Genomic DNA, 14,867 nt, shown 5'->3' with positions numbered 1-14,867 from the left:
CGAAACCAATTCCCTGCGCCAGGAGGTGTCATCATTCTTGAGTAACGTGAATGCCGCTTAACGACGAACGTCCTCCTCTATATCTGGGCCTGGTGCGCAATCACCGGGCCTTTTTTTTGGGAGGGAAGAAATTTGGATCTAAGTTTGTTTCGTAACCTTTGACGCAAACATATACCCATGATTTCGAACGGTTTTGATTATCAGAGGTTCCTTGGGGTTGATCTCAATTAATTTTCTAACCCGGTTAATCAACACATCGATACTTCTGTCGTATGCGGGGCTGTCTTTTCCATGAACAAAATCCAAAAGCTGATCACGCGTTAGAACACGGTTTGGATGTTCAAGAAATGCCTGAAGAAGTGTAAATTCGCTACTCTTGAACGTGGGCATTGCGCCTTCAGGATTTGTGACCGTCATTGCGTCTGGATTTAAGGTCCACCCTTCAAACATTAAGCCGGCCGTAGGGCTATCAGCAATGCCTTCACCCACTGCATTCTCCTGACGCCTTAGGACGCTCCTGACACGTGCTAAAAGTTCGCGTGGGTCGAATGGTTTTTCGACATAGTCATCAGCCCCTATTTCAAGCCCGATGGTTTTTTCAACGCTACCGGTCCTGCCGCTTAATATTATGAGTCCGACTTGAAAGTTCGCTCGAATTTCACGCGTTAAAATCAGCCCATCAGTATCCGGAAGACCGAGATCGATTATAACAAGGTTAATATTTTCGCTGGCGATGAGGTTAACAACGTCTCTTCCTTCGCCAACGGATTTAACTTGGTAGCCGCCTTCTTCTAAACAGTCTGTGACCACTTCACGGACATCAGCATCATCATCAACCACTAAGATGTTTCTTTTCGAATTCATCACGAACACTGCACCTTAATCAAGCCAGTACCCTGAAACATACAGGATACAATTCCACCTAATTCCGGAAATACTGCGGAAACTGTAACCCTCTATACTGCCGAATAACAAGAACTTAACTTTCGCCTTCGATTTCATATTATTAATATGAAACTATTGGATGAGAAAATGACAGCGACACACCAGAACCCCGAACGTTTGCATCAGGCGAATGATACAGATGGCATGCGCTTCCAAGGGGCCATTGAGGCGCTTCAAGAAGCGTTTATCCTGTTCGACGCGGATGACAAGCTCGTTGTTTTTAACCAGGAGTACAAACGTTTGAACCCGTCGATCGCCGATATACTGGTTCCAGGAATCTCCTATGAAAAAATACTGCGCACATATATCAATACTGGTGTTGTTAAGGTGGCCCTAGGTCGGGAGGAAGAATACATCCAGGAACGTCTCCAACTGCACCGCCACCCTAAAGGTACAATGATCCGTGAATTGACCAATGGGACTTGGCAACAAATGAACGAACGAACAACGCCAGAGGGGGGCACCGTCCTAGTTTCGTCTGACATTACCGAATTAAAACGGACACAAGCTGAACTGCAAATTTCTCATGATGCGCTGGAAATTGGCATCGAACAAAGAACGTCAGAACTACGGCGTCAAATTACGGAGCGTAAATTCGTCGAACAGTCATTGCGCCAAAGCGAAGAGCGCATGCGTGATGTTCTGGAATCGACCCCTGATTGGATGTGGGAGATGAACGCCGACCTCCGTTACACCTACCTTTCAGAAGGAATATATTGCCCAAATAATTTGACCCCAAAGGATGTGGTTGGCAAAACTCGACCAGAGGTCGCCAAGGAACAAAATTGGATTTTCGACTCGATATTGTGGCAGTCTCACTTAGACTGTATGAAAAACCGTAAACCTTTCCAAAAGATAGAATTTTCCGTTAAAGATCGGAACGGCAAGGAGCGCTTTATCCAGTTTGATGGCAAACCGATTTTTAATGAAAATGGAAGTTTTGGCGGATACCGTGGTGCGTCCCGAGATATTTCTGCTCAAAAAATAGTTGAACAAAAACTCCGTGCGGCAAAGTTGGCGGCGGATAAAGCCAATCGAGCAAAATCTGAGTTTCTAACTTCAATGAGTCACGAACTGCGCACTCCTTTAAACAGCATAATGGGTTTTTCACAATTGATGTTACTCGATCCAAAGAATTCACTACACCCCAAACACCAAGAATACATGGATACCGTTTATCACAGCGGCGCACACCTGCTCGCCCTCATAGACGATGTATTGGATTTGTCAAAAATTGAAGCGGGTAAAGTTGAGATAACTGCCGAACATATTTCTGTCAAAGGTCTAATTGAAGAGTGCTCAATCCTTATCGCAAATATGGCGAAGGCGAGAGACATAACAATTATTGACCGAATTGCCGACTTAAATGATGACCACGTAATTTTCACCGATCACACGAGGTTTAGACAAATTCTGGTCAACTTTGCCTCAAATGCGATTAAATATAATGCCATGGGGGGTACAGTTACGTTTGAATTGATGCAACTTGATTCCAACACTATTCGCATTGCTGTAAGTGATACGGGTCCCGGCATTCCCAAAGAAAAATTTGACAGATTATTCCAGCCCTTCGACCGCCTGGGCGCAGAGAATAGCGGGATAGACGGCAATGGAATCGGCCTTACCATATCCAAGAAACTCGTTGAATTGATGGATGGTGAAATTGGTGTTGAAAGCACCGAAGGCGTCGGCAGCACCTTCTGGGTCGACTTTCAGTCGGGATCATTGAGAGATTGCACACCAAAACAATCGTCTCTTGCGTCTAACAGTCTCCCCACAATTAAAAAGAAATTCTCGATGCTCTATGTTGAGGACAACAGAGAAAATCGAGAATTCGTCCAAGACCTTTTAACTGACCATTTTGATTTAAATTTATTTACGGCGAGCAGTGGCGAATCCGGTTTGGAAATGGCAATACAATGCCATCCAAAATTAATTTTACTCGACATAAACTTGCCGGGAATGGATGGCTATGAGGTCATTCAAAAGCTCAAGGCCAATGTAGACACCTCAGACATTCCCGTTCTAGCACTCACAGCGAACGCGATGCCATGGGAGGTAGAAAAAGGCTTGAAAGCTGGCTTCCATGATTATTTGAAAAAGCCTATTTGTGTAGAAAATCTTATTTCCTCAATAAATTCTGCTTTAGAAGCAGCCTAAAACTGATCTTGGACGTATGTCGCCAGCCATTTGAAAATATATTTTGTACTGGATTCGGCTAGAACAGACGCCAAATTGCTGTAATCATCCGTCCATAAAGTGGCTTCAGAAGCACCACCTTCCCATGGTGATATATATTTTTTTATACGCTCATCATTTAGAAAAATTCTATTGCTCGTAACGAGAACCCATTGCGACGCGCGGGGACTATATTTATCAGGATTCTTTCTAACAGAAATTGCTTGTTTTCCATATGCCTTTGCTAAATTTCGAACAACCGATGACAGATTAAGATGGGCGTTTGTAATATTTATGGCCAATATTCCATCTGACTTAAGGTGTTTCCAATATAGAGAAAACGCCTCTTTCGTTAAAAGATGTACAGGAGGTGCATCATTACTGAATGCATCGACAGCCAGGATATGAAATTGGTGACTCCCTTGTTTTTTAAGTTCGCGCTCAAGAGAAATTCTTCCGTCTCCAAGGACGATCTGAGTGTCTGCGGGACTATCCTTGAGAAAGTAAAAATATTTATTGGCTACATTTTCCACCGCCGGATTAATTTCGTAAAAGCGAAGGGTGTCCCCTTTCTCGCCGTATGATGCAATGGTTCCCGCACCAAGCCCGATAACGCCCATATGCAACGCGTCGGCGTGCTGAAGAAATCTGGCTGATACACCAATTCCACTATCAAATCTGAAATATCCAGTTGGTATCATTCGGTACTTCGGGATCGTTATCTGACTGCCATGTATCGTTGTGCCGTCCTGAAGTTCGCGCAATCCCTGCCCCGCAATATTTGTTGTTTCTTTGACACCCAGAATTCCATAAAAATTTCTGCTTTGACTTAAGAAATTACGATTCGTGAGACTGGCGTGAACCAATAGGGAAGAGATCAGCACCACGCCGCAAAGGCTGCAAAGTACCGTTGTGTACATTTGATTTTTTAAAAGCAGGTTCTTTTTCTCATCCAGCTTCCGAGTGCTTTCCCTTTTCTTTCGGCCGTTTTCCAATTGGGCTAAAGCACCGATTGTGTCTTGGCGTCTACACGTCCAGGCCAGAAAACCCGCACCAAAAACACCAACATAGAATTCCATAAAAGTAGTGAATATTGTTGGGGAAACGATGGCGACAAATACGCCACCAAGGGCACCGCCAAGAGCAATTGTTAGATAAAAAGAGGTCAGTCGGCTTACTGACGGCTTTAAGCGAACGAGTTCGCCATGACATATCATACAAGCTGTAAAAAGGATGAATGAATATAGACTAATTTGAAAAACAACACCGGTCAGTTTCCCGAAGAATAGAAGAAAAATCGCCGGAATTAGACTTACACAATACCCCGCTACCCAGAAGCGACGAACGTACCATCGGCTATGATCGAAACAAATAATAAATGAGATAAGATAAATACTTAACGGTAAAATCCACAAGAAAGGAATAGGCGCAATATCCTGAGTCATTTTATTGGTTGTGGCGAGCAACAAGACCACCCCGCAAGCGGAAAGAGCGAGCCATAGAATTCTATTCACAATGTTGAAAGATACATCATCCGTGTCCAAGGTTTTTCCTTCTTGAATATTTGTTCGATCTCCTTCCTGCAAAATTATTGCTTTTTTACGCACTCCTATTGCACACCAACCGGCGCCAAGAACGAAGAACACATATCCCGTTGACCAGAGCGTGGTTTGTTCCTTCAAACCGATAAACGGTTCGACGAGGAAGGGGTAAGACATCAGTGCCAAGAGTGAGGCAAAATTTGACAGAGCATAAAGGCGGTAGGGCGAGGCTGTCTTTGTAGTTGATCCGATCCAATGTTGCAGGAGTGGATTCGTGGACGCGACAAGTAGGAAGGGTGCACCGATTGAAAAGAACAGCAGCTTCAATATTTGCCACACTGGATTTTGTGGATCGGCGGGTTTCCAAGCTTCGTCAGGCGCGATCGGTAAGAACGCAAGCGACAATATGAGTAGGGAAAGATGGACCACCGGTTGGGTCGATAGTTTTAGGTGTTTCGACACCATATGGGCATACGCATACCCGGCCAAAAGGAACAACTGAAAAAATAGCATGCAAGTTGTCCAAACAGCCGAACCGCCCCCAAACCAGGGCAAAATAAACTTTGCAATAATGGGCTGGACCTGAAAAAGCAGGAACGAACTTAGAAATATTGTAATTGCATATTCTGCTAATTTTTTCATATGCGTACTAATGCTTTCGCTCAAATTCCCGTTCGATATTCGCCAACTGCCCCTGAAGTATGTGCACTAAATAATTCTGATGATTTGGGCGGGTCCGAACCCGATCCGGATGTCCGCAGATCAAGGCGGTGTTGCGGCGGGAAGCTGTCGTCAGAATATTTAAAACCTTCTCAAACAATTCTAACCGTTGCCGCTGTTAAGCGTGGCACGGTCATGCTCAAATTTCCCATTTTAACTTCCGTTAGGCGATCAGGCCCATGCTGGAAACGGGTATAAATATGTGTAGAAGGTAAAATATATGGGTGAGCTTGTGAATCCGGGCGATTACTCAATCGCGTGTGTGATTCTCCGTATAATTACTCAGATAACGGGGGAAAATTCACACACCAATTTTATGGATATTGGGAAGATTTTTGCTTCGAGTATGACCAAATTCTATGGTCATCTTAGAAATTAAGACGAAAGGCGCTTGAGTCCTTCAACTTTGGCAAAAAGTTCGGTAACGGAATTCACATTCATTTTTAACAAGATTTTTGCCCGGTGATTCTCTACCGTGCGGGGGCTGATCCCCAAATCATTAGCTACTTTTTTGCTGGTCTCTCCGCCAACAATTCGATCAAAAATTTGGCGTTCTCGACCGGTTAATGTCTCAACCTGATTCCGGACAACCGACTGAGACTTTTGTGTTTGCCAAGAGGCAATATCCATCTCGACACATTTTTGAACACGGTCAAGAAACTCCTGATCATTCAACGGCTTCTCGAAAACATCCACGGCACCTTGCTTTAAGGCATCGACAGTCATTCGCACGGTTCCGTATGCCGTAATGATGACAACAGGGATAGAATTATCTCGCTCCCGCAGCTTCATCAAAACGTCAATCCCGCTCATCTCCGGCAGTCGAAGATCAAGTATCGCGCAGCCCGGTATGTCGTGTTTACAAATCTCAAGAAAATCCTGCGGGTGACTGCTGGATACGACATCAAGGCCAACAGACTCCAATAAATAATGTAAGGATTCCCGCGAGACTTCGTCGTCATCTAACAAATATATTTTGGCATCATTCGGCATGAACGACCGCGCTTTCAGCTGAAGGCAAAGTAAATTGGATTGTGGTGCCAACGGGTTCACTCTCTTCCAGCGATATGCTTCCCCCGTGTTTCTCAATTATGATACGGCTTATCGCGAGCCCCATGCCTAAACCGAGTGGTTTTGTTGAACTAAACGGCTCAAACAAATCGTCCCTCATGTCCAGAGAAACACCCCTTCCTGTATCCGTAAAACTGACATGAACAATATCCTGGTCGTCTAAGAATGTGCGAACAGAAAGTTTGCGATCTACTACGGCATCATCCTCGATCGCTTCGATACCGTTTTGGGCCAAATTAATAATAGCTTGTTCGATCTCTATCGGAATTACGGATGATGGAAGAGGCTGCGCATTAAGATCCAGGTCCAGCTTGACCCGCCGTTCATTCAATTGAGGCTCTAGCAGCTTGGCAGCTTTGGTCACGATTTGGTTGATGTCTTCCAACGATTCCTCTGTTTCCACGCCGCGAATGTAGTCTCGAATGTTACGAAGAATGGTTGCTGCGCGTTCTGCTTCGTTGCAGATTTGCTCAAACGTGTGCTTCAGATGGCTTGGACTCGATGTGTTGGAGTCGAGCCTGCGCAAAGTCCCCCGACCATAATTCATGATTGAACCAAGGCGCTGATTGAGTTGATGCGACAATGCCGCCGCCATGACAGAAACCGTATTGGTGCGCAAAACTTGCTCCAGTTGAGACAGGTGTTGCCTTTTCTGCCGCTCACTATCCTTAAGCGCTTCCTCTGCGCGTCTGCGGACATTATTTTCTTCTTCGACCCGCCTCTCTTTTTCAATTAATTGATCGGCCATGGAATCGAAGGCCATGGTCAATACGCCAAGTTCATCACGTCGCCCAGTGTCACCAATTCTGGCGCCGGAGTCACCGTTGGCCAAGCGTTGAATGGCTTTAGTCGTATTGACGAGCGGACTGGAAATGCTATTGCCGATCAACCATGTCGATAGACCACCAATAATTAAAGCAATAACGGTGAAGGCTCCAATCACCCAATAGGTGGTTTCAGTGGTCTTCAAATTGGCAATTTGGCGAACCTCCATCAAATTACGTTCCTCTTGTTCGAAGTCGGCCATGACTTTACGAAATTGGTCAAAATATCGCTTGCCTCGGGCTTTTCCAATTAGGTCAGCCATATCATCCATGGTCTTGGCATTGCCGATAGCACGGCGCAGTTTGATCGACGGCTCGCTGACTTCCTTTTGCCAGTCCTTAATTGTTTCTGCGGAATTTTTTAGCCGACGCACTTGGGCCGGGGTGTCTTTGACGCGGTTGGTCAAGTTATCGATGCCGCGATAGAATTTAGTAACCCCGCTATTGTATGGCTCAAGAAAGTTCTCCTTCCCTGCGAGCAAATAGCCGCGCATGCCGGTTTCCATGTCCACGGCGAAGTTTAATAATCCATGCGCGGCGAGCAGAACCTCAAGGGTATGATGAACCCGGGCCGAAGCTTGATTGACTTTCTCGAAATTTTCGTTCGCCCGCTCGCGTGTATTGATCGAATGGTTACGACGAATTTCCAACAGTTTGAGTTCTTGATCGATGAAGGCTGCGATCTGGCTACGGAACTTATCGAAGAATATCTTGCCGTTGGCTTCGCCGACCAATTTGGCCATATCATTCATAGTTTTACCGTCGCCAATATCGCGGCGCAGACCTATGGTCGTTTCGGTGACGTTTTTCTGCCATTCCTTAAGGATCGTCCGAACCTGATCCAACCGTTTGACCTGAATCGGGTTGTCGTTAACGACCTTCTTCAGCGCCGCGATCCCAACGTATGTTTTTTTCTCGCCTTCGAGATAGGGAGCCAGAAACCCTTCCTGGCCAGCCAGCAAATAGCCGCGCATGCCGGTTTCCATATCCACTGCGGAACGGGTAATCGCCGACGCCTCACTTAAAACCTCATGGGTATGATCAACTGCTTTTTCAGTCTCAAGGATGGAGCCGATGCTGTTGATCACAACCCCGACCAAAATGAGCATAAGAGCCATTGGTGGGCAAATTGCTAAGATAATCTTAGTTTTTGTCTTTAAATTCTGAAATTTCATTTTAATCTGCCCAGTCTTGGTGAGAAACATTCACACTGTCATTACCTGCGCGGCGACAACTGAGATCGGCAATATATAGCCAAGCTCAGAATGTCGCCACCGATGATAGTAGATTCCGATAATATAATGACCAATGGTTTTTTGGCTTGGCGGAGGATAACGCGTTACCGCGCATCTTTGTGCACACCTCCTAAAAACCAACAGCCTTTTCGCGATCAAGCAACACACAAAAAACAGAGCGTGCAAAAATATATGAATAGGCAAAATCAGCGACGTACAAACCACTGTTATGTCTCTTAAACAATTGGCTCAACTTGACCATAGCCTATTTAGTAACGACTTGATTTTCTTTTTTGCATTCAACTTCAGATAGGCTTAGCATAATTTTACCCGCGAAGGATAAAGGGTTTCTTTGTATAGGAAGAGACCATGACAACCAGGACGGTAATTACTATATTTGCTCTTGTTCTCGTTTCGGCTTGCGCGATCCCGGACGTTGATATCTCGCGGCCAGGATTCAACGATATCCAATACACTGAAGACTTGGACACGTGCCGTGGTGGCAACTTTCTTGAAGCTGCCGGTAAGACGTTCCGCCTCGGCTTTGCCGGGGCTTTTGCTGGCGCTGCGGAGGGTGCGGTGAACGGAGCAATATGGGGCGGTTCGGAAGAAGGGGCGATAATCGGTGCGGGTGTAGGTGGCTTTGTTGGAATTGGAATCGGCACCTTTTCAGCCGTGAAAGAAGAAGGTGAAAAGGTTAGCGACTGTCTGCGTGGTAAGGGGTATGCACTGCGCAATGGGTAGCGGACAAAAATCTCAGGTACGTCTGCTATGAGATGACAAGGGCAGAGCGGGCGCTGGCCATTTCATTTTCTTTGCATCGATCAGCCAATCGCGGTCGGCAGCCAGTCTTGCTAGGAAAATCGAATTGGCCTAATCTCGTGCCTCGATTACCGTACATCCTGGGCAAGCCGGATTAGACCCGGGCTAAACTGGGATTCCATTCAGTCCGATTGGATATTCGTCCAAAGAAGATCACACGTGAATTTGAAAGAGGAGATAAACCGATGCCGGTCTATAAGGCTCAAGACATGCAGGCGACCCCAGACGTTAAGAACCCGAGCGTCATGATGATGCAGTTTGGCGGCGAACTCATTAAGGTTGGCATCGTAACTTACGTGGGCGACGAAGTGCCGCCGCCGCACTCCCACCCTAATGATGAGCAGTGGATTTACTTTCTCGAAGGTCGCATCGCCCATCTGCTCGGCGACGAAATCTTCACCGTCGGTCCCGGAGATCTCGTTCACATCCCACGGAACACCGTCCACGGCATACGAATCCTCGAAAGTCCCTGCCGCTTCTTTTCGTGCAAGAGCCCGGCCGGTTCGGGAGGTCTAAGCGAGGATTATGTCGCTGTGCCCAATGTCGAGGAACTCAAGCAGCGCCTGGCTGAGGTTTCGTAGGGGATCAAGCCTGACGTGCCTCAGAGCCTCGTCCTTGTTCAGGCCATCCTCTACATCACGGACCGCTTGTCTGCCGATACAAATAGGCTGCGGGGTTAGCTCATTTCGGCAGGAGAAATGGCGTAATCTGAGGCAGATCCGCTTGATATAATTTCTGGTTAGTATTGTATGTAATATTTTTACAATGTATGGACATTTATGGCGGGCATCTTATTATGAACACGATTATGACTTCGTATGCAGAAGTTCACCTTTGTGCTAAGTGATCGAATTCGTAATGGAGATGGAAGAAGAAACCCGTCTCGACAGTGAATGAAAATTAATCAACGGGAGGAAAAATTGAAGAATTATATACGTAGCGGAGTTCTTGTCGCCGTCGCTGGCGCATTCTTGGCGGTCACCGCAGGTGCTGCTAAGGCCGAATATCCTGATAAACCCATCACGTTTATCGTTCCTTATTCTCCGGGCGGTGGTTCCGATCAGCAGGCGCGTCGTCTCGTGCCCGGTCTGGAAAAAGCACTCGGCGTCAAGATTCGGATCGTCTACAAAACTGGCGGCGGTGGTGCTGTTGGTTTCAACGAACTTTGGCGCTCGAAAAACGACGGCTACACCATCAGTAACGTGGTCGTTCCCAACATCGTCATCTCCTCCAGGGGCAAGGATGTCGGCTTCAAGCCCGATAAATTCGCCTATATCGGCATGACCGCCCGCGCGGTTGGTGCTGTCATGGTCACGAAGGACAGCCCGTTCAAAACCATTGAACAACTTGTGGCCGCCGCCAAGGCGACCCCAGGCAAGCTCACCGTCGCCGGTGTCGGCAGCACGGGTAGGGTGAACTGGGGCGATCTCGCCGAAGATCTCGGGATCAAACTGACCTACGTTCCAGTCTCGGGCGGTGTTGGTAAGATGATACCAATGCTGTTGGGCGGGCACGTCAATATCGGCATGACCGCGTCGAACCATGCCACCAGGCATGCCGCGAAGTTGAACACCTTGGTGCTCGCCGGGGCAGGCAAAGGCAGCGGCGTTCTCAGCGGTGTTCCGAATGAGCCGCGGTGGGGCTATTTGACGACCTGGGGCATCATGGCGCCTCCGGGTACGCCGGCTGATCGCGTGGCGAAACTTAACGCCGCGCTTAACAAGACGACCAAAGATCCCAAGGTGGCAAAAATCGTGACGGACAATGGTCTGCAGCAAGTGTGGCAGACCCCGGCCGAAGCTTTGGACTATGTCAAAGATTCTATGAAGAAATACGCAAATAAATAGAATCTTTCGAGGTTACGACTGCTCTCGCATCGTAAATTTCGATGCGAGAGCAGCCTTTTTGTATGGGCATAAAATCGAGAATCTCCCCAATCTTTTACCACCCGCCGGCTCGCGAGGGCGAAAACCCGTTGGAGCTGCACAGATAACAAAAATGACAATTATGTTAGGAATATTTCAGTGATCGAAGGACTAATGCAGGCGATCCAGCCGGAATACATGTTTTGGCTCACCGTGGGAGTCATGATTGGCATGGTGGTCGGCACGCTTCCGGGGCTCACTGCCACCATGGGCACAGCCTTACTCGTCCCCTTCACCTTCGCCCTGGAACCCGGCCAGGGCATGGCCATGTTGGGTGGCCTTTATGTTTGCGCGATGTTTTCTGACGCCATACCTGCATGTCTTGTAAATACGCCTGGAACACCGGCGGCGATGGCCACCGCCTTCGACGGCCACCCCATGACCCTACAGGGACGCGGACAAGAAGCAATCGTTGCATCTTGCTTCAGTTCGGCGCTCGGGACTCTCTTTGGTGCCGGATGTTACCTGTTGCTCGCGTGGCCGATGATCGAGATTGCGCTTAAATTCGGCCCGCCCGAGTTTTTCTGGCTGGGGGTTTTCGCCCTGACAATTATCGGTAGCCTGGCCGGCGACTCTATTTTGAAGGGTCTCGCCGGCGGCGCGATCGGCCTGCTGATAAGTAGTGTCGGGATCAGTCATGGCAATGAACTGGCGCGCTTCACCTTTGGCATTCCGGAGTTACGTGGCGGCGTGTCCCTCGTTGCAGGGCTGATCGGCGTGTTTGCTGTGCCGCAGGTTCTGTCGATGGTCGGCGATCTGCGCAAAAAAGACTTTATCGCCGAATACAAACCCAAGTCTGGTGTGGCCATGAAGACGATTCGGGAAGTGCTCTCCGAACCGGTGCACTTCGTGCGCTCGGCAGCGATCGGAAGCTTCGTCGGAATCCTGCCTGGTGCCGGTAGCCCTATCGCCGCAATCGTCTCATATAACGAGGCGGTGCGTTGGAGTAAGGATAGTAGCCAATTCGGCAAGGGAGACGTGCGCGGCGTGACCGCGTCGGAGATCGCCAATAATGCCGCGGCTCCAGCGTCGATGATCCCGTTGGTGACACTGGGTGTCCCCGGCTCATCGCCTGCCGCAGTCATTGCCGGCGCCCTCATGCTACGCGGCTTGAACCCCGGCCCGGAACTTTTCCAGACCAACGCAACGTTGATCTATTCCTTTGGTTGGTCGTTGATGGCGGCTGGGATTGTAACCTTCATCCTTGGCACCATATTTGCGCCGGTACTGGTTCGAATAATCCGCATCCCCTTGCGGCTTTTGGCGCCCCTGATCATGCTGTTGGCCATGATCGGATCCTATGCGATCCGAAACAATATCTTCGATGTGTACATGATGCTTGGGATTGGGGTGTTCGTTTTCCTGGTCAAGCGACTGGGCTTCCATCCCGGACCGATCGGTCTTGGCTTGATTCTGGGTCCCATCATTGAACCTTCACTTATACAAGCAATGTACATCGCCGATGCAACTTCAGTCGCCAATGTCTTCTTCACCGGTACGATCAACATCATCCTCATTACCATCACGGTTCTCTCGATTTCCCTGGTGGTATGGTCACGATGGAAGGATCAGGCGGCCGAGCGCGCGAGCGCAGCGGCCGAGGGCAAATCTGGGGGTCGACCGGCGACCGCAGAAGAGACAGAGTAGGAAGCATCATGCAAAGATTATTAGACCGAGACCTCCTGACCGCGTTGGTCATGTTCTGCATCGGTGCCATATTTTGGGTCGATCCCGGCGCTAATGCAAAGGATTGGATATTTCCCCGTCTGGCCACCTACCTTGCCCTGGGGATAGCCGTGGCGTTGACCGCAAAGGTTATTTTCGCGGCAATTAAGAAACGCCTTCCGGATGTTGTTCGTCTGGCCCGGGAAGACCGGCTGGCCCACTTCGACGTGCTCGTATTCTGTTTGATCGTGCTTGCCTATATGTTCGTGATGTACGGCCTTGGGTTCTGGCTGGCCAGCGTTTTGATGACGTCAGCGGCATCACTCTATCTGACCCTGGAAAAAACGCGCCGCAACATAAAGCTTGCGGTGGTCGTGCCTATTTGTGCCTGCATCGTGGCTTATTTCGTCTTCCTGCACGTGTTCTACGTGCCGTTTCCGGAAGCGACCTGGTGGCCGGGCTTTATGTAATCCTCGCGGCGCTTGTCCGGTTTGCATTCAGTAGATTTTGTATTTCTTGCCTGGATCATCCGTCCAATAGGTCCGTCGCCCTTCAAATAACGCTGGGACATCGACATTGGATATTATATCCACGGGCACTTTGATTTGGGAGTAGCAAGAGTAGGGACTGGTATCGCGGGTAAAGAGGGTGACGTTGCCTTGTCTGCTTTTGATTGCTTCTTGTCCCGATAATTTGTGCATAAATTTTGTCTGAAAACCGTTATTAACCAACACCTTACGTGCCAACTATTGGCTCTAAATAAGTACGTACAAGTATAACAATGGCAGTATTGTATGTAGAGTTATTTGGCCGAGAAGAAACAGAAAATTGTTTATTAACAATTAGTTAGACGCCAAAAACAAAAAGTGCATAAGCGATATTATCCGCATGCAACCTCTTTGCATCTCGCGTAACCCGTTGATTTTTCTAAAAAATAATGGTGCCCAGGGGCGGCGTACAGCAAGTGTTTAATATCAACAACTTAACGGAAAGTTAGACACTTCTATTTCCCATAGTGTTCCATAGTATTCCAGCGAAGTGTCTAACCTTACCGTTGGAAAACTTTAGCCGTTAACAGCGTCCTTCAGACCTTTACCTGCCTTAAATTTAGCAGCTTTCGAAGCCGCGATTTGAATTGTCTCACCAGTGCTAGGATTTCGACCTTCTCTCGCCGCACGATCGGCAACACTGAATGTGCCAAAGCCAACCAGTTGGATGCTTTCACCGGACTTTAAAGCGTTGGTAATGGTGGCAAAGGTGGCATCGACAGCTTTTGTTGCGTCAGAATTCGAGATATCGGTGGCTTCCGCGACAGCGGTGGCAAGATCAGATTTGTTCATGATGGTTCCTTTTGGAGTTAACTAATTGGATGGCTTATATAACGAGACCTTCTAAGGAGGTCCAGAGCTACGATTTAACCTCTGAATCGTCCGAGAGGATCGCTTTGACCTCGCGCCAAACTGACAACCCGTAATTGTCACCTTCTAATTGTGCTGTTTGGGTTCCCTCAGATACAATTTTACGAGCAGCCTCCAGACCGTTCTCTTGAACTAGGTTTTTGGCTATTTCTTCGGGATCATCTCGCACCTTAATTTCTCCGCCTAAAATTCTAAGGTCAATTAAGATTACACCCGTACAAGCATTTTCAAAAACGACAAATTTGATTTGCATCAATGAGATATTGTGAAAAACCTCTATAATCGTCTCATAGCCAAAGTGCTGCCAATCTCCCCCTTGGCAGCATCCCCCTGTTAACCTTGCCGGTCCCTAAATGGGGCCGGTTTCTTTTTATTCTCTATTTGAACCAAAGCGGATGGGGTGGATGGCTCCCGCCCACGGCATCAAAGTGCCAATATGGGAGTTGTTGATAACAATCCCGAGCCAAAGGAGCCACCCGGATGAATATTACCACTGTCGGCCTTGATCTGGCCAAAAATGTAT

General features: G+C 48.1%; 12 protein-coding genes. 6 read left to right on the top strand and 6 right to left on the bottom strand.

Annotated elements, in window-relative coordinates:
* Positions 1-138: 138 nt before the first annotated feature.
* Positions 139-840: a response regulator transcription factor gene (locus HOM51_07575; GenBank protein MBT5034367.1), complete on the bottom strand. Its 702-nt coding sequence runs from the start codon at positions 838-840 to the stop codon at positions 139-141.
* Positions 841-1,020: 180 nt separating this feature from the next.
* Here HOM51_07575 and HOM51_07570 point away from each other — a divergent pair, with 180 nt between their 5' ends.
* Positions 1,021-3,105, top strand: a complete 2,085-nt coding sequence (locus HOM51_07570; GenBank protein MBT5034366.1) for a response regulator — start codon at positions 1,021-1,023, stop codon at positions 3,103-3,105.
* Here HOM51_07570 and HOM51_07565 read toward each other — a convergent pair.
* The 3 genes from HOM51_07565 to HOM51_07555 all read right to left on the bottom strand — a co-directional run bounded on the left by HOM51_07565 (position 3,102) and on the right by HOM51_07555 (position 8,397).
* Positions 3,102-5,306 carry a fused MFS/spermidine synthase gene (locus tag HOM51_07565; GenBank protein ID MBT5034365.1) on the bottom strand — a complete coding sequence of 735 codons (2,205 nt, stop codon included), beginning with the start codon at positions 5,304-5,306 and terminating at the stop codon, positions 3,102-3,104. The two genes, HOM51_07570 and HOM51_07565, sit on opposite strands and share 4 nt — an antisense overlap.
* A 453-nt stretch (positions 5,307-5,759) precedes the next feature.
* A complete protein-coding gene (locus tag HOM51_07560; protein MBT5034364.1) occupies positions 5,760-6,377 on the bottom strand; it encodes a response regulator transcription factor in 618 nt (205 codons plus the stop codon).
* Positions 6,367-8,397: a HAMP domain-containing protein gene (locus HOM51_07555; GenBank protein MBT5034363.1), complete on the bottom strand. Its 2,031-nt coding sequence runs from the start codon at positions 8,395-8,397 to the stop codon at positions 6,367-6,369. The genes HOM51_07560 and HOM51_07555 overlap by 11 nt, the downstream gene beginning before the upstream one ends.
* Positions 8,398-8,883: 486 nt before the next feature.
* On the opposite strand from HOM51_07555, the gene HOM51_07550 reads away from it, so the two are divergent.
* The 5 genes from HOM51_07550 to HOM51_07530 all read left to right on the top strand — a co-directional run bounded on the left by HOM51_07550 (position 8,884) and on the right by HOM51_07530 (position 13,396).
* Entirely contained in the window at positions 8,884-9,258 is a 375-nt protein-coding gene (locus tag HOM51_07550; protein ID MBT5034362.1) for a glycine zipper family protein, read from the top strand.
* Between the two features lie 263 nt (positions 9,259-9,521).
* Positions 9,522-9,917, top strand: a complete 396-nt coding sequence (locus HOM51_07545; GenBank protein ID MBT5034361.1) for a cupin domain-containing protein — start codon at positions 9,522-9,524, stop codon at positions 9,915-9,917.
* 339 nt (positions 9,918-10,256) lie between these two features.
* A complete protein-coding gene (locus HOM51_07540; protein MBT5034360.1) occupies positions 10,257-11,183 on the top strand; it encodes a tripartite tricarboxylate transporter substrate binding protein in 927 nt (308 codons plus the stop codon).
* 177 nt (positions 11,184-11,360) lie between these two features.
* Positions 11,361-12,908, top strand: a complete 1,548-nt coding sequence (locus HOM51_07535; protein ID MBT5034359.1) for a tripartite tricarboxylate transporter permease — start codon at positions 11,361-11,363, stop codon at positions 12,906-12,908.
* 8 nt (positions 12,909-12,916) lie between these two features.
* The gene (locus HOM51_07530; protein MBT5034358.1) at positions 12,917-13,396 is read left to right on the top strand and encodes a tripartite tricarboxylate transporter TctB family protein; all 480 of its coding nucleotides are present in this window, start codon (positions 12,917-12,919) and stop codon (positions 13,394-13,396) included.
* Positions 13,397-13,990: 594 nt separating this feature from the next.
* Here HOM51_07530 and HOM51_07525 read toward each other — a convergent pair.
* Together HOM51_07525 and HOM51_07520 are read right to left on the bottom strand one after the other, a co-directional pair.
* Complete coding sequence (locus tag HOM51_07525) at positions 13,991-14,266, bottom strand: HU family DNA-binding protein (protein MBT5034357.1); 276 nt, start codon at positions 14,264-14,266, stop codon at positions 13,991-13,993.
* A 67-nt stretch (positions 14,267-14,333) separates the two neighbouring features.
* The gene (locus HOM51_07520; GenBank protein ID MBT5034356.1) at positions 14,334-14,597 is read right to left on the bottom strand and encodes a hypothetical protein; all 264 of its coding nucleotides are present in this window, start codon (positions 14,595-14,597) and stop codon (positions 14,334-14,336) included.
* Positions 14,598-14,867 lie beyond the last annotated feature (270 nt).

The sequence above is a fragment of the Rhodospirillaceae bacterium genome, assembly GCA_018660465.1.
GTDB lineage: Bacteria > Pseudomonadota > Alphaproteobacteria > Rhodospirillales > JABJKH01 > JABJKH01.
This window is presented reverse-complemented; position numbering and strand designations above follow the sequence as displayed.

Bases quoted from the DNA above. Each gene is read 5' to 3' on its own strand.
- HOM51_07565 (MBT5034365.1), bottom strand. From the start codon at position 5,306: ATGAAAAAATTAGCAGAATATGCAATTACAATATTTCTAAGTTCGTTC.
- HOM51_07560 (MBT5034364.1), bottom strand. From the start codon at position 6,377: ATGCCGAATGATGCCAAAATATATTTGTTAGATGACGACGAAGTCTCG.
- HOM51_07555 (MBT5034363.1), bottom strand. From the start codon at position 8,397: ATGGCTCTTATGCTCATTTTGGTCGGGGTTGTGATCAACAGCATCGGC.
- HOM51_07550 (MBT5034362.1), top strand. From the start codon at position 8,884: ATGACAACCAGGACGGTAATTACTATATTTGCTCTTGTTCTCGTTTCG.
- HOM51_07545 (MBT5034361.1), top strand. From the start codon at position 9,522: ATGCCGGTCTATAAGGCTCAAGACATGCAGGCGACCCCAGACGTTAAG.
- HOM51_07530 (MBT5034358.1), top strand. From the start codon at position 12,917: ATGCAAAGATTATTAGACCGAGACCTCCTGACCGCGTTGGTCATGTTC.
- HOM51_07525 (MBT5034357.1), bottom strand. From the start codon at position 14,266: ATGAACAAATCTGATCTTGCCACCGCTGTCGCGGAAGCCACCGATATC.
- HOM51_07520 (MBT5034356.1), bottom strand. From the start codon at position 14,597: ATGCAAATCAAATTTGTCGTTTTTGAAAATGCTTGTACGGGTGTAATC.